Origin of the sequence: Tardiphaga sp. 37S4, assembly GCF_021044645.1 — a bacterium.
GTDB lineage: Bacteria > Pseudomonadota > Alphaproteobacteria > Rhizobiales > Xanthobacteraceae > Tardiphaga > Tardiphaga robiniae.
In genome coordinates, this window is record NZ_CP088008.1 from 5243302 (window position 1) to 5261451 (window position 18150).

22 protein-coding genes are annotated in these 18150 nt (G+C 62.1%); 8 read left to right on the forward strand and 14 right to left on the reverse strand.

The window, feature by feature from the left end:
- Positions 1 to 77 precede the first annotated feature (77 nt).
- On the forward strand, positions 78 to 1190 hold the full coding sequence (gene leuB, locus LPB73_RS24820; RefSeq protein ID WP_231078547.1) for a 3-isopropylmalate dehydrogenase: 1113 nt from the start codon (positions 78 to 80) through the stop codon (positions 1188 to 1190).
- A gap of 75 nt (positions 1191 to 1265) precedes the next feature.
- Here the strand turns inward: leuB and LPB73_RS24825 are convergent, their stop codons facing one another.
- On the reverse strand, positions 1266 to 1643 hold the full coding sequence (locus LPB73_RS24825; protein WP_089266485.1) for a hypothetical protein: 378 nt from the start codon (positions 1641 to 1643) through the stop codon (positions 1266 to 1268).
- A gap of 186 nt (positions 1644 to 1829) precedes the next feature.
- The gene (locus tag LPB73_RS24830) at positions 1830 to 2633 is read right to left on the reverse strand and encodes a hypothetical protein (protein WP_231078548.1); all 804 of its coding nucleotides are present in this window, start codon (positions 2631 to 2633) and stop codon (positions 1830 to 1832) included.
- A 115-nt stretch (positions 2634 to 2748) separates the two neighbouring features.
- On the opposite strand from LPB73_RS24830, the gene LPB73_RS24835 reads away from it, so the two are divergent.
- The gene (locus LPB73_RS24835) at positions 2749 to 3783 is read left to right on the forward strand and encodes an aspartate-semialdehyde dehydrogenase (protein ID WP_068737914.1); all 1035 of its coding nucleotides are present in this window, start codon (positions 2749 to 2751) and stop codon (positions 3781 to 3783) included.
- A gap of 58 nt (positions 3784 to 3841) precedes the next feature.
- Here the strand turns inward: LPB73_RS24835 and LPB73_RS24840 are convergent, their stop codons facing one another.
- A complete protein-coding gene (locus LPB73_RS24840; RefSeq protein ID WP_068737916.1) occupies positions 3842 to 4477 on the reverse strand; it encodes a carbonic anhydrase in 636 nt (211 codons plus the stop codon).
- Between the two features lie 209 nt (positions 4478 to 4686).
- Here LPB73_RS24840 and LPB73_RS24845 point away from each other — a divergent pair, with 209 nt between their 5' ends.
- Positions 4687 to 5565: an HpcH/HpaI aldolase/citrate lyase family protein gene (locus LPB73_RS24845; protein ID WP_231078549.1), complete on the forward strand. Its 879-nt coding sequence runs from the start codon at positions 4687 to 4689 to the stop codon at positions 5563 to 5565.
- A gap of 239 nt (positions 5566 to 5804) precedes the next feature.
- Here the strand turns inward: LPB73_RS24845 and LPB73_RS24850 are convergent, their stop codons facing one another.
- The 3 genes from LPB73_RS24850 to LPB73_RS24860 all read right to left on the reverse strand — a co-directional run bounded on the left by LPB73_RS24850 (position 5805) and on the right by LPB73_RS24860 (position 7696).
- On the reverse strand, positions 5805 to 6596 hold the full coding sequence (locus LPB73_RS24850) for a hypothetical protein (protein WP_231078550.1): 792 nt from the start codon (positions 6594 to 6596) through the stop codon (positions 5805 to 5807).
- A 21-nt stretch (positions 6597 to 6617) separates the two neighbouring features.
- On the reverse strand, positions 6618 to 7223 hold the full coding sequence (gene leuD / locus LPB73_RS24855) for a 3-isopropylmalate dehydratase small subunit (protein WP_089266479.1): 606 nt from the start codon (positions 7221 to 7223) through the stop codon (positions 6618 to 6620).
- A 71-nt stretch (positions 7224 to 7294) separates the two neighbouring features.
- The gene (locus tag LPB73_RS24860) at positions 7295 to 7696 is read right to left on the reverse strand and encodes a metallopeptidase family protein (RefSeq protein ID WP_231078551.1); all 402 of its coding nucleotides are present in this window, start codon (positions 7694 to 7696) and stop codon (positions 7295 to 7297) included.
- A 154-nt stretch (positions 7697 to 7850) separates the two neighbouring features.
- Here LPB73_RS24860 and LPB73_RS24865 point away from each other — a divergent pair, with 154 nt between their 5' ends.
- The 4 genes from LPB73_RS24865 to LPB73_RS24880 all read left to right on the forward strand — a co-directional run bounded on the left by LPB73_RS24865 (position 7851) and on the right by LPB73_RS24880 (position 10277).
- Entirely contained in the window at positions 7851 to 8168 is a 318-nt protein-coding gene (locus LPB73_RS24865; RefSeq protein WP_231078552.1) for a hypothetical protein, read from the forward strand.
- A gap of 237 nt (positions 8169 to 8405) precedes the next feature.
- Positions 8406 to 8696, forward strand: coding sequence for a hypothetical protein (locus LPB73_RS24870; protein ID WP_120287769.1), 291 nt, complete (start codon positions 8406 to 8408; stop codon positions 8694 to 8696).
- Positions 8697 to 8859: 163 nt separating this feature from the next.
- Positions 8860 to 9303: a hypothetical protein gene (locus tag LPB73_RS24875; RefSeq protein ID WP_231078553.1), complete on the forward strand. Its 444-nt coding sequence runs from the start codon at positions 8860 to 8862 to the stop codon at positions 9301 to 9303.
- Between the two features lie 311 nt (positions 9304 to 9614).
- Entirely contained in the window at positions 9615 to 10277 is a 663-nt protein-coding gene (locus tag LPB73_RS24880) for a hypothetical protein (RefSeq protein ID WP_231078554.1), read from the forward strand.
- Positions 10278 to 10362: 85 nt separating this feature from the next.
- On the opposite strand, the gene LPB73_RS24885 is transcribed toward LPB73_RS24880, so the two are convergent.
- The 4 genes from LPB73_RS24885 to trmD form a co-directional block, all read right to left on the reverse strand.
- On the reverse strand, positions 10363 to 11532 hold the full coding sequence (locus tag LPB73_RS24885; RefSeq protein WP_231078555.1) for a winged helix-turn-helix domain-containing protein: 1170 nt from the start codon (positions 11530 to 11532) through the stop codon (positions 10363 to 10365).
- An 88-nt stretch (positions 11533 to 11620) separates the two neighbouring features.
- Entirely contained in the window at positions 11621 to 13036 is a 1416-nt protein-coding gene (gene leuC / locus LPB73_RS24890; protein WP_184512646.1) for a 3-isopropylmalate dehydratase large subunit, read from the reverse strand.
- A 354-nt stretch (positions 13037 to 13390) separates the two neighbouring features.
- Complete coding sequence (rplS, locus tag LPB73_RS24895; protein ID WP_089266471.1) at positions 13391 to 13789, reverse strand: 50S ribosomal protein L19; 399 nt, start codon at positions 13787 to 13789, stop codon at positions 13391 to 13393.
- Between the two features lie 122 nt (positions 13790 to 13911).
- Complete coding sequence (gene trmD, locus LPB73_RS24900) at positions 13912 to 14670, reverse strand: tRNA (guanosine(37)-N1)-methyltransferase TrmD (protein WP_231078556.1); 759 nt, start codon at positions 14668 to 14670, stop codon at positions 13912 to 13914.
- On the opposite strand from trmD, the gene LPB73_RS24905 reads away from it, so the two are divergent.
- The gene (locus LPB73_RS24905; RefSeq protein WP_231078557.1) at positions 14669 to 15100 is read left to right on the forward strand and encodes a hypothetical protein; all 432 of its coding nucleotides are present in this window, start codon (positions 14669 to 14671) and stop codon (positions 15098 to 15100) included. The genes trmD and LPB73_RS24905 overlap by 2 nt on opposite strands.
- Positions 15101 to 15103: 3 nt before the next feature.
- Here LPB73_RS24905 and rimM read toward each other — a convergent pair whose 3' ends face one another.
- From rimM to LPB73_RS24925, 4 genes are all read right to left on the reverse strand, one after another.
- On the reverse strand, positions 15104 to 15628 hold the full coding sequence (rimM, locus tag LPB73_RS24910) for a ribosome maturation factor RimM (protein WP_231078558.1): 525 nt from the start codon (positions 15626 to 15628) through the stop codon (positions 15104 to 15106).
- Between the two features lie 6 nt (positions 15629 to 15634).
- A complete protein-coding gene (gene rpsP / locus LPB73_RS24915; protein WP_089266465.1) occupies positions 15635 to 15967 on the reverse strand; it encodes a 30S ribosomal protein S16 in 333 nt (110 codons plus the stop codon).
- A gap of 49 nt (positions 15968 to 16016) precedes the next feature.
- Positions 16017 to 17534, reverse strand: a complete 1518-nt coding sequence (ffh, locus tag LPB73_RS24920; protein ID WP_231078559.1) for a signal recognition particle protein — start codon at positions 17532 to 17534, stop codon at positions 16017 to 16019.
- Between the two features lie 199 nt (positions 17535 to 17733).
- Positions 17734 to 18144, reverse strand: a complete 411-nt coding sequence (locus LPB73_RS24925; RefSeq protein WP_089266461.1) for a winged helix-turn-helix transcriptional regulator — start codon at positions 18142 to 18144, stop codon at positions 17734 to 17736.
- Positions 18145 to 18150: the final 6 nt, after the last annotated feature.

An 18150-nucleotide genomic window follows, 5' to 3' on the forward strand; every position in this document is an offset into this window, starting at 1 on the left:
CAACACTGTCTTGCCATTCCTGCAATGACGTCTTAGCACTCGCGGCAATCAGTAACGGATTGCAAGGGCACTTGAATATGGCAACGCACAAATTGCTGCTTCTCCCCGGCGACGGCATCGGCCCTGAAGTGATGGCCGAAGTGAAGCGCCTGATCGACTGGATCGATGCCCAGGGCATCGCCAAATTCACGATCGGGAACGGCCTGGTTGGCGGCGCCGCCTATGATGCCGACAAGCTCCCTATCACCGATGCCACAATGGCCAAGGCGGATGCCGCCGATGCCATCATCTTCGGCGCCGTCGGCGGCCCGAAGTGGGACAGCGTGCCTTATGAGCATCGCCCCGAGGCCGGCTTGCTGCGCCTGCGCAAGGATCTCGGCTTGTTCGCCAATCTGCGCCCAGCCGTGTGCTATCCCGCGCTGGCGGAATCATCGAGCCTGAAGCGTGAGGTCGTCGAGGGCCTCGACATCATGATCGTGCGCGAGCTCACAGGCGGCGTCTATTTCGGCGAACCGAAGACCATCACCGATCTCGGCAACGGCCAGAAGCGTGCCGTCGATACGCAGGTTTACGACACCTATGAAATCGAGCGCATCGCCCGCGTCGCTTTCGATCTGGCCCGCAAGCGTCAGAACAAGGTGACGTCGATGGAGAAGCGTAACGTCATGAAGTCGGGCGTGCTCTGGAACGAGGTTGTCACCCAGGTGCATGGCCGCGAATACAAGGACGTCACGCTCGAGCATCAGCTCGCTGATTCCGGCGGCATGAACCTCGTGAAGTGGCCGAAGCAGTTCGATGTCATCGTTACCGACAACCTGTTCGGTGACATGCTCTCCGACATCGCAGCGATGCTGACCGGCTCATTGGGCATGCTGCCCTCGGCCTCGCTCGGCGAAGTCGATGCCAAGACCAAAAAGCGCAAGGCAATGTATGAGCCGGTGCATGGTTCGGCGCCGGACATTGCCGGCAAGGGCATGGCCAATCCGCTGGCGATGATCGCCTCGTTCGGCATGGCGCTGCGTTACTCGCTGGACATGGGTGAGTTGGCCGACAAGGTCGACCAGGCCATCGCCGCGGTGTTGGCAAAGGGACTACGCACGGCCGATATCAAGTCGGAAGGGTCAACCGTGGTGAGCACATCCGGCATGGGTGAAGCACTGCTGAAGGAATTGCAGACGCTGCACGCTTAAGCGCGCTCGAACCTCTCCCACAAACAAAAAATGCCCGGCTGAGCCGGGCATTTTCGTATTTGGATGTCGCCGCGCTCAGTAGAGCGGGAAGCGCTCGGGATAACCGCCGAGATCCCACTGCGAGTTGAGCGGCTGGCGGTCCAGCGGACGGTTGTTGTTGTCGCGGGCGAAGGAGTAACCGGGCGGATAGGCATAATCAGTGAACTTGCGGTCACCCGGGAGCACTTCGACGCCGGCATCGAGCCAGGAGCGACGCGTCACGTAAACGCGGGTGCGACCCTGCTGATAGGACACGTTCGGGCCGCGCGCGCCATAAACAGCGTCACGATCAGACACACGGACCTTCTTCTTGGTGGCGGCATCGGCCGGCGAGACGGCAACGGCGGTCGCGATGACGGCAACCGTCGCGAACAACATGGCGAGAGTTTTCGCGGCGGGGAATTTCAAGGTCATCAGGTCCTCATTGCAGTCAGAAGATCGGCGTTCAAAAGCCGAGTCGGCAAATCCGATTTGCGGCCAATTTAGCTGGCCGGGGTATCCGGCCACAAGGTCTATCCGGCCACAGTCGTCGATATAATGCGCGGTGTGGCCGAATGTTGCATGTAATCCAAGGTCTTGGTCCAACCCATCACGAAGAGGTCACAAGCTGCCGCGCAGCAGCGGGTTCTGGGCACCCGTGACCCAATCGGCTGAAGTGGCTGACAGCGCCGCGCCGCTGATGCAGCCGGCCCGCTTCAAATCTGCCTGAGCAAAGGCCTCCTGCAGTCGGGGTTCATTGCCGGCGGTGAGCAGCACCAGCCGGTTTAGCGTGCAGGCAATGGCCGCCCGCCGCGCCGGCAGGCCGTCGCCCTGGCACGACCAGCCGGAAATCCTGAGATTGGCCACCTCCAGCGTCTTCATGAAGCCGAGGCAGCGCTTGCTGTCCTTCAGCCGGTCGGAAAAGCCCATCAGGGCGACCGGCCCGAACTTGCTGTCGATAATGCCCTCGCCCACCACTTCGCGAACGCCGCCGGGGTCCATGCGGCCCGCAATGTCCGCTGCCGGCGGACCTGCCCGCTCAGCCTCGGCACCAGGGCGATACAATTCCAGCTCGGCCACCGGGGGCTCCCCGGGCGACGCCCAGCGCAGGACATCCTTGCGGCCGCCTTCGGGGTGCCTCAAAATCTCGTAAGAGGCTGTTTTACCTAATGAATCAAACTGGCTGACGGCAAAAGCGGGATGGGAACGGCTGGCGACGCTCCAGCCGGCTTTGACCGCCGGTTCGCTGCTGAGGTCAAATTCCAGTCCGTCGAAAACCGTAGCCGCGGCCATGACAACCAGTGCCAGCGCCCCCATATAGGCGAGCAGACGCACGGCGATGGCACCGCACTCGTCGGCAAAGCTCTGCAGGGCCGGATGGACACCTGCCGACTTTGGGTGGTGCGAAACCAAAATTGAACGCATCAACACACGCAAACACGCTTAGGACGTTGTCTTTGCGACGTTTCTCGCATAGAAGCGCGGCTCTTCCCTTTCCACGGTATGTGGGGGTGAAGCATATTTCTTCGGAGAGTGAACGATGGGTTACAAAGTCGCGCTGGTCGGAGCGACCGGCAATGTCGGGCGTGAAATGCTCAGCATTCTGGATGAACGTAAATTCCCCGCTGACGAGGTCGTGGCGCTCGCGTCGCGCCGCAGCATGGGCGTTGAGGTTTCCTTCGGCGATAGAACCCTGAAATGCAAAGACCTCGCGACCTATGACTTCAGCGACGTCGACATCTGCCTGATGTCGGCCGGCGGAGCCGTGTCCAAGGAATGGTCGCCGAAGATCGGCGCGGCCGGTGCCGTCGTGATCGACAACTCGTCGACATGGCGCATGGACCCCGACGTGCCGCTGATCGTGCCGGAAGTGAATGCCTCTGCCGTTGATGGCTTCACCAAGAAGAACATCATCGCAAACCCGAACTGTTCGACTGCGCAGCTCGTGGTGGCGCTGAAGCCGCTGCATGACAAGGCGACCATCAAGCGCGTCGTCGTCTCGACCTATCAGTCGGTGTCGGGCGCCGGCAAGGATGCGATGGACGAGTTGTTCTCGCAGACCAAGGCCGTCTACACCAACAGCGAGCTGGTCAATAACAAATTCCCGAAGCGTATCGCCTTCAACGTCATCCCGCAGATCGACGTGTTCATGGAGGACGGCTACACCAAGGAAGAGTGGAAGATGATGATGGAGACCAAGAAGATTCTTGATCCCAAAATCAAGATGTCCGCGACCTGCGTGCGCGTGCCGGTGTTCGTCGGCCACTCGGAAGCGGTCAACATCGAATTCGAGAATCCGATCTCGGAAGATGAAGCCCGCGACATCCTGCGCAATGCGCCAGGCTGCCTCGTGATCGACAAGCGCGAGCCGGGTGGCTACGTCACGCCCTATGAGGCCGCCGGCGAAGACGCCACCTATATCAGCCGCATCCGCACGGATTCGACGGTCGATAACGGTCTCGTTCTGTGGTGCGTGTCGGACAACCTGCGCAAGGGCGCGGCGCTCAACGCCGTACAGATCGCGGAATGCCTGATCAACCGCAAGCTGATCACGGCGAAGAAGAAGGCCGCGTAAGCGGACCTTCGATCTCCAACAATCAAAAGCCGGATGCTCAGCATCCGGCTTTTTTGTTTTACGCCACAGGCCGAAACTCTTTCGCGGCCTGATCGAGCACGGACAGCGAGCCGACAGCGACACCGAAGTAAGCGCCGTGCAATTCCAGCTCGCCGCTCTCGACCTTGCTGCTCACGAACGGGAACGTCATCAGGTTTTCCAGACTGCGGAACACGGCGGCCTTCTCGATACGGGTGACGAAATCCTGAAACGCCTCGTGCTCGCGGATCTCGACCTTCTCGTCGGGCTTGATGAACATCGACATCCAGCGGCCGATGAAGTCACCCGGTGATAGCGGCGCCGCATTGTCGACGAAAGCGCGGATGCCGCCGCATTGTGCGTGGCCGAGGATCACGATGTGCTTCACCTTCAGGACCTGCACCGCATATTCCAGTGCCGCCGAGACGCCGTGGGCGCCGCCATCGGGCTGATAGACCGGCACGAGGTTGGCGATGTTTCGCACCACAAACAGCTCGCCCGGGCTGGCGTCGAATATGACCTCTGGCGATACGCGCGAGTCGCAACAGCCGATCACCATGACTTCCGGCGATTGGCCCTTTTCCGATAATTCGCGGAAGCGCGACTGCTCGGTCGGCAATCGCTCCGACGTAAAGGTCTGGTAACCGGCAATGAGCTGCTTCGGAAATGATGTCATGGTCTGCCTCGTTCGGAGCATGATCCCGAAAAGTGGATACCGGTTTTCGCCGACAAACGGGGGCGTTTGTCGAGAGATCACGCTCAAACATACGGTCCCCACGGATAACCATAGGACGCCAGCGCGAACAAGCCTTCCGGGCGGCGGGCTGAAATGTTATCGCGGATGCCTGAATAACGAACAGGCCATAATCACAGGGAAATGACGCCATGATCCGTCCGCGCCGCAGCCATTTGTTCATGCCCGGCTCGAACCCGCGCGCGCTGGAAAAGGCCCGTACCGTGGCCGCTGACGGCATCATCCTGGACCTCGAAGACGCCGTCGCGCCGGATGCCAAGGGAACCGCGCGCGATGCCATCGCGCAAACGCTCAATGCCGGCGGCTTCGGCAAGCGCGAGGTTATCATCCGCATCAATGCGCTGGATTCGCCGTGGTGGATCGACGACGTGACCATGGCCGGCAGGGCCAAGCCCGATGGCATCCTGGTGCCGAAGATTTCCAGCGTCGAGGATCTCTCAGCCGTTGCCGATCGGCTGAGTGACATTGGCGCCGACATGTCGATCAAGGTCTGGGCCATGATCGAGACCTCGCGCGCCATCCTGCATGCAGAGGAACTCGCGGCCGCCTCGCGCGATTCCGAAAATCGCCTGGCCGGCTTCGTGTTCGGCCCCAACGATATCGCCCGCGAGACCCGCATCCGCATGATGCCCGGCCGCGCGGCGATGCTCCCGATGATTACCCATTGCGTGCTGGCGACGCGGTTGCATGGTCTCGAAATTCTCGATGGTCCCTACAGCAATTTCAGCGATACCGAGGGCTTCATCGCCGAAGCCGAACAGGGCCGCGACATCGGCTTCGACGGCAAGACGCTGATCCATCCGAGCCAGATCGAGGCCTGCAACAAGGTCTTCACGCCGCCGGACGACGAAGTCGCCCAGGCCCGCCGCATCATCGCCGCCTTCGAACAGCCGGAAAACGCCAAGCGCGGCGCGATCCAGCTCGACGGCAAGATGGTCGAGCGCCTGCATGCGGAGATGGCGAAGCGCACGATCGCGATTTCGGACGCGATCGCAGCGATGGGGGGCTAGTACCAGTCAGCAACGACGCGCTTTCTTCACCCTCCCCCTTGCGGGGAGGGTGGCGCGTTGCGAGCGCAGCGAGCAGCGCGACGGGTGGGGGTGCCACAGGCGATGCTCTCACGTGTGGCACCCCCACCCCGGCCTCCACCTGAACGATGCTTCGCATCGTCAGGTTCGGCCGACCCTCCCCGCAAGGGGGAGGGATACCGCGGGCCGTTGCGCGAAATTTGTAGATTCAAAGGCTGATACTAACGTGCGCCGACCCGCTCCGTCGCCCACGCATAAAAGCTTCCCGGCATCGGCGCTTCCTTCCCGCGCCCCTTCGGCGAGATGTGGAAGCCTAGAATCCCGGGATCATCGAGCAGCGCTTTGAAATTCGATGGCTCGAAGAACAGTTTCGGCTCGGCATGAATCGCATAATACGACTTCCGCGGCAGCGCGTGATGCTGCGCGCCATGGCGCTTCGCCAGCGCCGTCAGCGATGCCGGGCCGAAGATCGCGACGCGGACGTCGCTGGCGCGCTTCGTGCTGTCGCGCCATTTGCGCCATGCGAAAGCGAGGCGATGGCGCAATGACATCCAGTCTGGCGTCAACTCGTCCTGCCTGATCAGCGCCTCGAACGCCGCAACGATCGGATCGTCAGGCGGCAGATACAGCACCGAATTGCCGAGCTGACGTCGCTTCTCCCAGGCGAAATAAGGCTTTGCCGGATCGATCTCGATGGGCTTCAGCAGCAGCACATCCGCGTCGAGCCAGAGGCCAAGACCTTCGGCCATCAGCCGGATGCGAAAGAAATCGCTGAACTGCAGCGGGGTCCAGCCAACCCACGCGCCATCGGGAGCTGATGAGCGCAGCCGCTCGGCGAAAGCCCGCGGCAACACAGCTTCCGCATCGGCATTGCTCACGCCATCCGGCAGATCGGTGATCGGTGCAAAACTGTAGAGCGTGACGCGGTGGCCGGCCTCGACCTGCGAGCGCAGGCACAGCCTGCGCAGCGCATCGAGCGGGCCCTCCCAAAAGGTGACGACGTCAGGAATCACGCGTCACCTTCCGAAGTGAGATCAGGCCCAGGCGCGTGCGGTCTTGAGCTTCTCTTCGTAGCTGTCGATGGAGGCCTTCTTCTCCATTGTCAGGCCGATATCGTCGAGACCGTTGAGCAGGCAGTGCTTGCGGAACGGATCGATTTCGAACTTTACCGTGCCGCCGTCAGGGCCACGAATTTCCTGGTTCGGCAGATCGATGGTGATTGTCGCATTGGCGCCGCGCTCGGCATCGTCGAACAGCGCGTCGAGATCCTTCTGCGAGACACGGATCGGCAGCACACCGTTCTTGAAGCAGTTGTTGTAGAAAATGTCGCCGAACGAGGTCGAGATCACACAGCGGATGCCGAAATCCAGCAGCGCCCACGGCGCGTGTTCGCGCGACGAACCGCAGCCGAAATTATCGCCGGCCACCATGATCTTGGCATTGCGATAGGCCGGCTTGTTGAGCACGAAATCCGGGTTCTCGCTGCCGTCATCGAGGTAGCGCGCTTCCGAGAACAGGCCCTTGCCGAGACCGGTACGCTTGATGGTCTTCAGATACTGCTTCGGGATGATCATGTCGGTATCGACATTGATGATCTTCAGCGGCGCTGCGACGCCTTCCAGCGTGGTGAACTTGTCCATGAACGTATCCTCGGATTGAGCGGGCGTTTTAGCCCGATCGGGCGGCCCGTCCAAGGGTGATTTATGCAGGGCTAATCGGCGACGCCAGCCTCGATGGCCTCCATATCGGCGTCCGAGAGGCCGAAATGGTGGCCGATCTCGTGGATCAGCACGTGGCGGACGATATGGCCGAGGGTTTCGTCATGTTCGGCCCAGTAATCCAGGATCGGCCGGCGATACAGCCAGATCATGTTGGGCAACTGCCCGGTATTGTCCTGGCTCTGGAATGGCAGGCCGACACCTTGGAACAGGCCGAGCAGGTCGAATTCAGTCTCGGCCTGCATCTCCTCCAGCACCTCGTCGGTGGGGAAATCATCGACCCGGATGATCACGCCCGCGCAGAGCTTGCGGAAATCCTCCGGCAGAAGGGCGAGCATGGCATGGGCCATGTCCTCCATTTCCGCGAGATCGGGAGCTGTTGCCTGGTGCCACATGTTTCCCTGTCTAGCCAATTCCCATGACATGGCAATGCGCCGGTGCAGTGCGTTCACGAGCGGTTGACGGGCGGGCGTCAATCGGAGACTTTGCGGCGGCGTTTGAGGCATGATCCTGTCCGAAAACCGGCATTTACTTTTCGGGATCATACGTATGGCGGTTTGGGGCGTTAAGATGCGGATCATGATGGCGGCACTGGGATTGGCGGTTGCGCTCGGCGCGTTGCCGACGGCGAACACCGCACAGGCGCAGACGGCCACGCAGGTCGCCCAATCCGGCGACAACGTTCAGCCCCGCCGTGCCCGGCCGCGCGTCCGCATCTATCGCACGCCCGATGAGCGCGGCGTTTATCCGAGCTACAATCCCGGCCCGAATGCCGTGCGCGATTGCACCGCCAATCTGGTGCAGGAATATCGCCCGAGCGGCACGGTGATCGTGCCGCGCATGAACTGCTACTGGCGCCGCGGCTGAGCCGACACTTCATCCTTTAATTTTGAATGACGTCAGGCTGGGACTTTGCAACTGCGGAGATGGCGTTCGCATGCGCTGACTTTCGTTCCAGCGATGCGTCACAAAACCATGCGACATATCGCACCGAGCATATTCACATCGCGTTCACCTCCTGCGCCCTAGCGTCATGCACATGGGCGATGATCCATTCGTGAAGCTGCATCTTGACATGAACGCAGCAGACTCAGGAGAGAACACGTGAACGTGAAGAAATTTTTCGGCCTAGCCGCCATCGCAGGATTGCTGTTTGTCGCAGCGCCGACGCAGCAGGCAAATGCAGTCTCACTGAACAGCCCGGGCATCGCATCGTCCGTGCAAGGCGGTGAGAAGCTGACGACTGAGGTGCAGTATCGTCATCACCACAATCGCGGCTATCGCGGGCATCACGGCATGCGGCGTCACCACGGTTGGCATCGTCCGCATCACATCCGCCGCCATCATGGCTGGCACCGGCCGCACCACGTGCGTCGCCACGGCTGGCGCTACTGAGACTCTCTCTAAAGTCCAAACAGGCGTGCGCAAGCGCGCCTGTTTTCTTTGACGAGATGTTGACCGCGTCGGTCTGTCGCGGGAAATCATTGCAGCTATATGCATTATGGGGTGAAGGCGACGAAAGACGATCGATGGAAAGCGATCGAGGCAAGGAAAAATCATGAAGAACTGGGTAGGCGCAGCCATGCTGGCTGCAACACTTTCACTTGGTGGCGCATTGACCAGCGCCCCCGCAATGGCTGACGCACGGACGCCTCAAAAGGCTGCGGCAGACAACAAGGCCAAGGCGACGGACTTCAGCGCGCAGCGGCGCCATCGTCACTTTCACCACCGCCATCATCACTTCGGCCACCGGCACTACGGATATCGCAGCTACGGCCCGCGCTATGGCTACGGATACGGCTATCGCCCGTACCGCTCCTATTACGGTCCTGCTTATTACGGACGTCCCTATGCCTATCGCCCGGCTTACTACGGCGGATACGGCTACCGGCCCTACGGCTATTATGGCGGCTATCGTCCCTACGGCGCCTATGGTTATGGCCCGGGCGTCGGCTTCGGCGGCGGCCCGCTCAGCGTGGGCTTCAGCTTCGGCCGCTGGTAAATTCCAGGATCTCTAGACGACATCGACAGGCGCCCTTTGCGGCGCCTGTTTTTTTGTGCGCGCCGCGCGGCTTCCGCCTGCGTCATTCATGACGCGTTCAGATCGACATCCTTAATTTTCGGTCAAGGCGCGACAATTCACATGACACGACCATGCGCAAACGCACCGTTCGCGCAAACGAGGACCTGCACTGTCAGGTTTGCGCGATCGATGTCCCATGCGCCGATCGAGGGAGGATGTTTCCGATGAGAGATGTTCAGAATCGACAACCTGTCCTGAATGCCGATCGAGGTTTTGCGATCAGACAATTCATGACGCGCTCGCTCGGCGTGGCTGCCGCCGCAGCGATGATGATATCGCTGACGCCATCGGCACGGGCGGTCTCGCTGATCAATCCCGGCGCGGCACCCGCAGCCAAACAGGCTAGCGACGCGCTGCTCATGCCGGTCCAGCATCGCGGTGGACGCGGCGGCGGTGGCGGAGGAGGTTTCCGCGGCGGTGGCGGCGGCGGTCACGCCTTTCATGGCGGAGGCGGCGGCGGATTTCGTGGCGGCGGCATGCCGGCGTTTCGTGGTGGCGGTGGCGGCGGAGGCTTCCGAGCCGCAGCGCCTGCGTTCCGTGGCGGTGGCGGCTTCCGCCCGGGCCCGGCCTTTGTCGGCGGCGGCTTCCGGCGCGGCCCTGCATTCCATGGCGGCGGCTATCGCTACGCGGCGCCATTGATCGCCCGTCGCCCCTATTATGCGCCGGCGCGTTACTACGGCGCGCGCCATTACGGCTATCGCCGCCATTTCCGCCCGCGCTATTACGCCTATGCGCCGAGCTATTATTACGGCCCGCGCTACTACCAGCCGCGACGCTTCTGCCGGATCGTCTGGACCTATTACGGCCCACGCAAGATCTGCCGCTATCGCCCCTGGCATCACCGCCACTGGCACTACCGGCGGCATCACCATCGCTTCAACATTTATTGGTGAGATGGGTCGGGTTGACTGAAGCGACTCTCCACACACTCCGTCATGGCCGGGCTTTCCCCGGTCATGACAACTGAGTGTTAGTCGCTCACTCCCCCAACTGAAACGCCTCGAACCGCCCGAGCTCTTCCTCGATACGGCGCTTCCATTCCTTGCGCTGCATTTTCGACTTCGCACCATCACCGACCCAGCTCCATTGCTGCATCAGCAATTTGCGCTTCTGCCGATCGGTCTTGAGATCGACCGCTGCAACGATCTGATCATCCACCAGCACCGGCAGTGCGAAGTAACCGAGCTGGCGTTTTTCCTTCGGCACATAAGCCTCGAAGCGATGGTCATGCCCGAAGAACAAATTCGTGCGCTTGCGCTGGATCACGAGGGGATCGAATGGCGACAGCACATGCACGAGCCCCACCTCGCCCGAGCTGGTGTCCTCGATCGCCGCGGGCGTCGTCCAGTGCTCCTGCTTGCCGGCGCCATCAAGCGTAACGGCCACCAACGCGCCCTTGCGTACCCGCGCTTCAATCAGCTTGCGTATGCCGGCCTTGCTCGGCGCATCGAGATGACAGATCGAGTCCAGACTGACGATGCCCTGCGATCGCAGCGCGCGATCCAGCAGATAGGCGAATTTCTCGCTCGCCGATGCCGCTTTCGGCAATTTGTCCCAGCCAAAGTGCCGCAACAACAGGTCATAGGTCTTCAGCATGCCCTGCCGTTCAGAGATCGTGAGATGCCCCTCATAGAATGCCAGCTGCAGCGCCCGCTTTGACGGCTTGCGGCTGGCCCATTCGTGATCCTTCTCGCGCAGCACATCATCATCGATATCGCGGATCGATAGCGGACCGGCCTTGGCTAGCCGCATGACCTTGCGCTTGTCCGCGGGCGTCACCGAGGCGAACCAGCCATGGCCCTCACGGCGATAATATTTCATGTCCGGCACGAAGAAGCCGATGTCGTCGGTCGGAACATAGGCCAGCGCGTGGGTCCAGTATTCGAATACGCTCTTGTCATGGGTCTGCGCCTGCCTGAGATCGGCGCGCTTGTAGTTCGGGATACGCGAAAACAGGATGTGATGATGACTGCGCTCGATCACATTAATGGTATCGATCTGCACATAGCCGAGATGCTGAACCGCGGCCTTCACCGCCTCCGCGCCATCGCCGAATGGCGCACGCGCATCGAGCCGTTGCGCGCGCAGCCAGATGCGGCGGGCGGCGGTGTTGGTGAGTGCGATGGGTTTGGCAGGTGTGCGGGGCATCGACGGCGTTCAACATGGCTCATAAAAAGACGGCCTGCATCAGCAGGCCGTCGATCTTATCGAGGATGTACCGCCGTGTGCAGCTAGATTAGTGCCACTCGCGGATATCGACGAAGTGCCCCGCGATTGCAGCCGCAGCCGCCATCGCCGGCGACACCAGATGAGTGCGGCCCTTGTGGCCCTGGCGGCCCTCGAAGTTGCGGTTTGAGGTGGCGGCGCAGCGTTCTTCCGGCGCCAGCTTGTCGGGGTTCATCGCCAGACACATGGAGCAACCCGGCTCGCGCCATTCGAAGCCGGCCTTCAGGAAGATCTTGTCGAGGCCTTCGGCTTCCGCCTGCTCCTTCACCAGACCCGAGCCCGGCACGATCATCGCCGAGACATGGCCGTTGACGGTCTTGCCGTCGACGACCTTGGCCGCAGCGCGCAGATCCTCGATGCGGCCATTGGTACAGGAACCGATGAAGACGCGATCCAGCTTGATGTCGGTGATCTTGGTACCCGCGGTCAGGCCCATATAGGCCAGCGCGCGCTCCTTGGAGAGGCGCTTGGCTTCGTCCGCAATATCGGCGGGGTTCGGCACCTTGCCGGAGATCGAGATGACGTCCTCGGGCGAGGTGCCCCAGGTGACGATCGGCGGCAGCTTCGCCGCATCGAGACGGATCTCGTGATCGAAATGTGCGCCTTCGTCGGAGCGCAGTGTTTCCCAGTAGCGCACGGCCTGTTCCCACATCTCGCCTTTCGGCGACATCGGACGACCATTTAGGAATTCATAGGCCTTCTCGTCGGGCGCGATCAGGCCGGCACGGGCGCCGCCTTCGATGGACATGTTGCAGACGGTCATGCGACCTTCCATCGACAGCGCACGGATCGCCTCGCCGGCATATTCCAGCACATAGCCGGTGCCGCCGGCGGTGCCGATCTCGCCGATGATGGCCAGGATGATGTCCTTGCCGGTGACGCCGTCGGGCAATTTGCCGTCGACGGTAGCGCGCATGTTCTTGGCCTTCTTCTGGATCAGCGTCTGCGTCGCCAGCACGTGCTCGACTTCCGACGTGCCGATGCCATGCGCCAGCGCACCGAATGCGCCATGCGTCGAGGTGTGGCTATCACCGCAAACGATCGTCGTGCCCGGCAGCGTAAAACCCTGTTCGGGACCGATGACGTGGACGATGCCCTGGCGCTTGTCGAACTCGTTGTAATATTCGATGCCGAATTCGCGCACGTTCTCGGCCAAAGTCGCGATCTGCTCGGTGCTTTCCGGATCGGGATTGGGCTTGGTGCGATCGGTGGTCGGCACGTTGTGATCGACGACCGCGAGCGTCTTCTCCGGCGCATGCACACGGCGGCCGGCAGCACGCAGGCCTTCGAACGCCTGCGGGCTCGTCACTTCGTGCACCAGATGGCGATCGATATAGAGCAGGCAGGTGCCGTCAGCGGCTTCCTCGACCAGATGGTCGTTCCAGATCTTGTCGTACAGGGTGGTCGGCTTTGCAGAGTCAGTCATGAGATCAGGCCTCAAAAGAAAACGTGGGCCAGTTGCGTGCTGCTAAATGATTCGCCGCATCGACGGCGCAAAGCGAGCAACTGAGAAACGGGAAAAGAAACGCGTGAGATTGCTCACGCGCTTCTAAGCGCGCCCACGATCGACGTGGTGAAGCGACCGAAGAAGCGACCGGGCAGCCGACTATGATCGTCGATGACGATGCGCAAAGCGTGCTGGTGCAGGTCTAGAAACATTCCAGTCATATAGCACTCAGCGATCACGACGCCAATGCGACGGAGGTATGCAGTCTTCACGTAACAAAAAAGCGCGGCTTGCGCCGCGCTTTTCGTCTCGCACATTCGATGATGCGGAAAATTACTTAGCTGCAGCCACAGCCGCGACCTTGGCCGGACGCTCGGTCTTCTTCTCGACGATGCGGGCCGACTTGCCGCGCAGATCGCGCAGGTAATACAGCTTGGCGCGACGCACCTTGCCGCGACGCACAACCTTGATCGAGTCGATCATCGGGGAGAGCAGCGGGAACACGCGCTCGACACCCTCGCCGTAGGAAATCTTGCGAACGGTGAAGCTCTCATTGATGCCACCGCCGTTACGGCCGATGCAGACGCCTTCATAGGCCTGCACGCGGGAGCGCTCGCCTTCGACAACCTTCACGTTGACGATGAGGGTGTCGCCGGGACCGAATTCCGGGATCGACTTGGTGGCGGAAAGGCGGTCGAACTGCTCTTTTTCAAGCGTCTGAATCAGGTTCATCGAAAATCTCCATCGCCGGCGCGCCCAGACATTGCGCGGGCTGCGCTCGAAACTCTTACCCTGCCATTGCACGGATTTGGCGCTGCTATACGGGAAAGCGAAGCCGTTGTCACCCGTCTCTGTCACTCGCCCGTCGTGATTTTTGGCGGTTTCCGCTTTTTGCCTGATTCCGGGGCTTTCGGACGGGCCGCCCACAAATCGGGCCGCCGCGCCGCGGTCAGCGCCTCCGCCTCGGCCAGTCGCCATTTGGCAACTTTGGCGTGGTCGCCCGAAATCAGGACATCCGGGATTTGACGCCCCTCGAAGGTCTGCGGGCGGGTATATTGCGGGTATTCGAGTAGCCCATCAGAGAAACTCTCGTCGGTTCCAGACGCCAACTTACCCATGACCCCCGGCAGAAGCCGCACGCAGGCATCAATCAGCGTCATGGCGGCGATTTCACCGCCGGACAGCACGTAGTCGCCGATCGAGACTTCCTCGAGCGCCCGGGCGTCGATGACCCGCTGGTCGATGCCCTCGAAGCGGCCACAGACGATCAGCGGCCCCGGCCCGGCCGCCAGCTCCGCCACCCGCGCCTGGGTCAATGGCCGACCGCGCGGGCTCATGACCAGCCTGGGACGGTCGTGCGTATCCACCGCATCGATCGCCGCCGCCAGCACATCGGCGCGCAGTACCATGCCCGGTCCGCCGCCGGCAGGCGTATCATCGACACTGCGATGCTTGTCTGTGGCCGAGGCGCGGATATCCCGTGCCTCCAGCGCCCACAGGCCGGAAGCCAGCGCTTTACCGGCAAGGCTGATGCCGAGCGGGCCCGGAAACATCTCGGGAAACAGCGTCAGCACCGTGGCGCGCCATGGCGCGGATGAAGGATCGGAAGTCATGGCCTTCCATCGCGCGTCCGGCGCGAGGCGTCAAACCCCGGCGATCGCCGCGTCAGGCCGCCGACATCTGCTCGCTGGTGTCACCGGCATCGAAGGCGGCGCGAGCGGCCTTGATCTCCGCGAAGCTGCGCTCAGCCCAGTCGATCAGGCCGGCCAGCGGCCCGAGGGCCGATTGTCCCAGCGGCGACAGCCGATATTCGACCGAAGGCAGAGCGACAAAACAGTCCCATACGTTCGTCTGCCGGAAGCCGAATTCAAGGCCATCATGCTCAATGCGGGCCTTCCGGAAGAACTCGCGGATCTGATCGCGACGTCAAACACGGCGGCAGCCGACGGCGCGCTGTTCGATGACAGCCATACGCTGAGTAAGCTGATCGGGCGGAAGACGACGCCGTTCGCAACAACGATAGCGGAGGCGTTGAAAGCGTAAACCCTACGCCGCGGTGGGATCGTCGCCGATGATCTCACCGGGCAATTCGATCACGACCTTGCTGGCCTTGATATCGACCGTTGGCACCACCGCATTGGTGAACGGCAACAGCAGGGTCGCGCCCTCTAGCGGCGCGATCTCGATGATATCGCCGGCGCCGAAATTATGGATACCGACGACACGGCCGATCGCATCGCCCGCGGCATTGACCGCAGCGAGGCCGATCAGGTCGGCGTGGTAATATTCATCGTCTTCGGTGTCGGGCAGCGCATCGCGCGCCACAAAGAGCTCGACGCCATTGAGGCGCTCGGCGTCTTCGCGGGAAGCGACGCCTTTCAGCGTCGCGACCAGATGGCCCTTGGCCTCGCGGACATCATCGACCTCAAAGCTCCGCTTGCCGTCCTTGGTGGCAAGCGGACCGTAGTCGAGCACGGCGAATGGATCTTCGGTGAAGGTCCACAGCCGGACCTGACCGCGCACACCATGCGGCGCGCCGATGCGCGCGACGCAGATTTGCGCGGTTGGCATTCCGCCTTACTTCTTAGCGGCGGCTTCAGCGTTGGCCTTGCGCTCCTTGCGCGGCACGGCCTTCTCGGGATTGTTGCGGGCTTCGCGCTTCTGAACGCCAGCGGCATCGAGGAAGCGAGCGACGCGATCCGACGGCTGTGCGCCCTTGGCGATCCAGGCCTTGGTCTTGTCGAGGTCGAGCTTCAGGCGCAGCTCGTTGTCCTTGGCGAGCAGCGGATTGAAGTAGCCAAGACGCTCGATGAAGCGGCCATCGCGGGGAAAACGCGAGTCGGCGACGACGACGTGATAGACGGGGCGCTTCTTGGTGCCTGCACGAGCGAGGCGGATAACGACGGACATGGGATTCTCCTAAGTGTGTTCGATTTGAATGTGAGTTGAATGGGTCGCGTTATTTCTTTTTCCCGAGACCGGGAAAGCCGCCGAGTCCCGGCAGCGTCGGTTTGCCCAGGCCCGACAGGCCCGGGAAATCTTTCGGCAATGACGGCATACCCTGCGGCATCCCGCCCGGCATCTTCTCGGCCATCGCCTTCATCTGTTCGGGCGACGGCATGCCACCGCCGCCGAAGCCCATGGCCTGCGCGATGCCGGCCATCGGGCCGCGCTTGCCGGAACCCATGGCCTTCATCATGTCGGCCATGTTCCGGTGCATCTTCAGCACCTTGTTGACTTCCTCGACCTTGAGGCCGGCGCCGGCAGCGATACGCTTCTTGCGGCTGGCCTTGAGGAGGTCGGGATTCTTGCGCTCCTGACGCGTCATCGAATCGATGACGGCGATCTGGCGCTTCACCACGCGGTCATCGAGACCGGCAGAGGCGATCTGGTTCTTCATCTTGGCAATGCCGGGCATCATGCCCATCAGGCCGGAGAGACCGCCCATATTGGTCATCTGGATCAGCTGCTCACGCATGTCGGTCAGATCGAACTGACCCTTGCGCATGCGCTCGGCGGTGCGCGCAGCTTTTTCCGCATCGATATTCGCAGCAGCGCGCTCGACCAGCGACACCACGTCGCCCATGCCGAGAATGCGGCCGGCGATGCGGCTCGGATGGAAGTCTTCCAGCGCATCGGTCTTTTCACCGGTGCCGATCAGTTTGATCGGCTTGCCGGTGACCGCACGCATCGAGAGTGCAGCACCGCCGCGGCCGTCGCCGTCCACACGGGTCAGCGCGATACCGGTGAGGCCGACGCGGGTGTTGAAGGAGCGTGCAAGATTGACGGCGTCCTGACCGGTCAGCGCGTCCGCGACCAGCAGCACTTCGTGCGGGTTAGCAATCGCTTTGATCTCGATCGCTTCCGACATCATTTCTTCGTCGAGCGTCGTGCGGCCGGCGGTGTCGAGCAGAACCACGTCGTAGCCGCCGAGCTTCGCAGCGGACAGCGCGCGCTTGGCGATCTCAGCGGGCTTCTGGCCTTCGACGATCGGCAGCGTCTGAATGTCGAGATCGCGGCCGAGCACCGCGAGCTGCTCCATGGCGGCCGGACGATAGACGTCGAGCGAGGCCATCAGCACCTTGCGCTTGTCGCGCTGGGTGAGACGGCGGGCGAGCTTTGCAGTGGTGGTGGTTTTACCGGAACCCTGCAGACCGACCATCATGATGGCGACGGGTGGCACGGCTTGCAGATCGATGCCGCCTTCACCGTCGGCGCCGAGCGTGGCGACCAGCTCGTCATGGACGATCTTGACGACCATCTGGCCGGGGGTGACCGACTTGACGACGGTGGCGCCGATGGCCTGTTCACGGACACGATCAATGAAGCTGCGGACCACGTCGAGCGAGACGTCGGCCTCGAGCAGCGCCCGGCGGACTTCGCGCATGGCGGCATCGACATCAGCCTCCGACAGCGCACCGCGCCCGGTGAGCCGATCGAGAATTCCGCCAAGCCGTTCCGACAGACTGTCGAACATCGATTGTCGCTTCCGCTCGTGCCATCCCCATGATGGCAAATAACCAAACACTTTTGCGCCCGAGGGCGCATCGCGCTGTCGGGCGTTGACCTCCGGTCTCCAGGACCGGTCGGCGGGTCGAAAAGAGAACTTTTCGAGAAGTGGCGGGATTTACAGTGCTGGAGCCCGATAAGTCAAGGTTTGCAGGGCGATCGCCTGGTCAGGCGGCCGCGCTCCGGGTTCCGCCGGCATCATAGTGCTGCTGTGCCTCAAGCACCTGGCCCATATGGTTTTCAGCCCAGACCCGCAGCGCATCGACGGTATCCGACAGGGTTCGTCCGAGCGGAGTGATCGCATATTCGACCGTGACCGGCACGGTGGGGATCGCCTTGCGGCTCACCAGGCCATCGCGCTCCAGGCTTTTCAGGGTCTGCGACAGCATTTTCTGCGAGATTCCCTCGATCTGCCGCCGCAGCTGGTTGAAGCGAACGGGGCCGTCCGTGAGCAGGCCCAGCACCAGAACCGCCCATTTATCGGCGATCCGGTCCAGAACCAGCCGGGTTGGGCAGCTGCTCGCATAGACGTTGCCGGCTTTCCAGCGCTGGGCGGCGCTTTCGATATCGGTCTGCATGGCGGC

What these genes read in the sequence shown, in the direction of transcription:
- leuB (WP_231078547.1), top strand. Translation starts at nt 78, where the DNA reads ATGGCAACGCACAAATTGCTGCTTCTCCCCGGCGACGGCATCGGCCCT.
- LPB73_RS24825 (WP_089266485.1), bottom strand. Translation starts at nt 1,643, where the DNA reads ATGACCTTGAAATTCCCCGCCGCGAAAACTCTCGCCATGTTGTTCGCG.
- LPB73_RS24830 (WP_231078548.1), bottom strand. Translation starts at nt 2,633, where the DNA reads ATGCGTTCAATTTTGGTTTCGCACCACCCAAAGTCGGCAGGTGTCCAT.
- LPB73_RS24835 (WP_068737914.1), top strand. Translation starts at nt 2,749, where the DNA reads ATGGGTTACAAAGTCGCGCTGGTCGGAGCGACCGGCAATGTCGGGCGT.
- LPB73_RS24840 (WP_068737916.1), bottom strand. Translation starts at nt 4,477, where the DNA reads ATGACATCATTTCCGAAGCAGCTCATTGCCGGTTACCAGACCTTTACG.
- LPB73_RS24845 (WP_231078549.1), top strand. Translation starts at nt 4,687, where the DNA reads ATGATCCGTCCGCGCCGCAGCCATTTGTTCATGCCCGGCTCGAACCCG.
- leuD (WP_089266479.1), bottom strand. Translation starts at nt 7,223, where the DNA reads ATGGACAAGTTCACCACGCTGGAAGGCGTCGCAGCGCCGCTGAAGATC.
- LPB73_RS24860 (WP_231078551.1), bottom strand. Translation starts at nt 7,696, where the DNA reads ATGTGGCACCAGGCAACAGCTCCCGATCTCGCGGAAATGGAGGACATG.
- LPB73_RS24865 (WP_231078552.1), top strand. Translation starts at nt 7,851, where the DNA reads ATGGCGGTTTGGGGCGTTAAGATGCGGATCATGATGGCGGCACTGGGA.
- LPB73_RS24875 (WP_231078553.1), top strand. Translation starts at nt 8,860, where the DNA reads ATGAAGAACTGGGTAGGCGCAGCCATGCTGGCTGCAACACTTTCACTT.
- LPB73_RS24880 (WP_231078554.1), top strand. Translation starts at nt 9,615, where the DNA reads ATGACGCGCTCGCTCGGCGTGGCTGCCGCCGCAGCGATGATGATATCG.
- LPB73_RS24885 (WP_231078555.1), bottom strand. Translation starts at nt 11,532, where the DNA reads ATGCCCCGCACACCTGCCAAACCCATCGCACTCACCAACACCGCCGCC.
- leuC (WP_184512646.1), bottom strand. Translation starts at nt 13,036, where the DNA reads ATGACTGACTCTGCAAAGCCGACCACCCTGTACGACAAGATCTGGAAC.
- rplS (WP_089266471.1), bottom strand. Translation starts at nt 13,789, where the DNA reads ATGAACCTGATTCAGACGCTTGAAAAAGAGCAGTTCGACCGCCTTTCC.
- LPB73_RS24905 (WP_231078557.1), top strand. Translation starts at nt 14,669, where the DNA reads ATGGCCTTCCATCGCGCGTCCGGCGCGAGGCGTCAAACCCCGGCGATC.
- trmD (WP_231078556.1), bottom strand. Translation starts at nt 14,670, where the DNA reads ATGACTTCCGATCCTTCATCCGCGCCATGGCGCGCCACGGTGCTGACG.
- rimM (WP_231078558.1), bottom strand. Translation starts at nt 15,628, where the DNA reads ATGCCAACCGCGCAAATCTGCGTCGCGCGCATCGGCGCGCCGCATGGT.
- rpsP (WP_089266465.1), bottom strand. Translation starts at nt 15,967, where the DNA reads ATGTCCGTCGTTATCCGCCTCGCTCGTGCAGGCACCAAGAAGCGCCCC.
- ffh (WP_231078559.1), bottom strand. Translation starts at nt 17,534, where the DNA reads ATGTTCGACAGTCTGTCGGAACGGCTTGGCGGAATTCTCGATCGGCTC.
- LPB73_RS24925 (WP_089266461.1), bottom strand. Translation starts at nt 18,144, where the DNA reads ATGCAGACCGATATCGAAAGCGCCGCCCAGCGCTGGAAAGCCGGCAAC.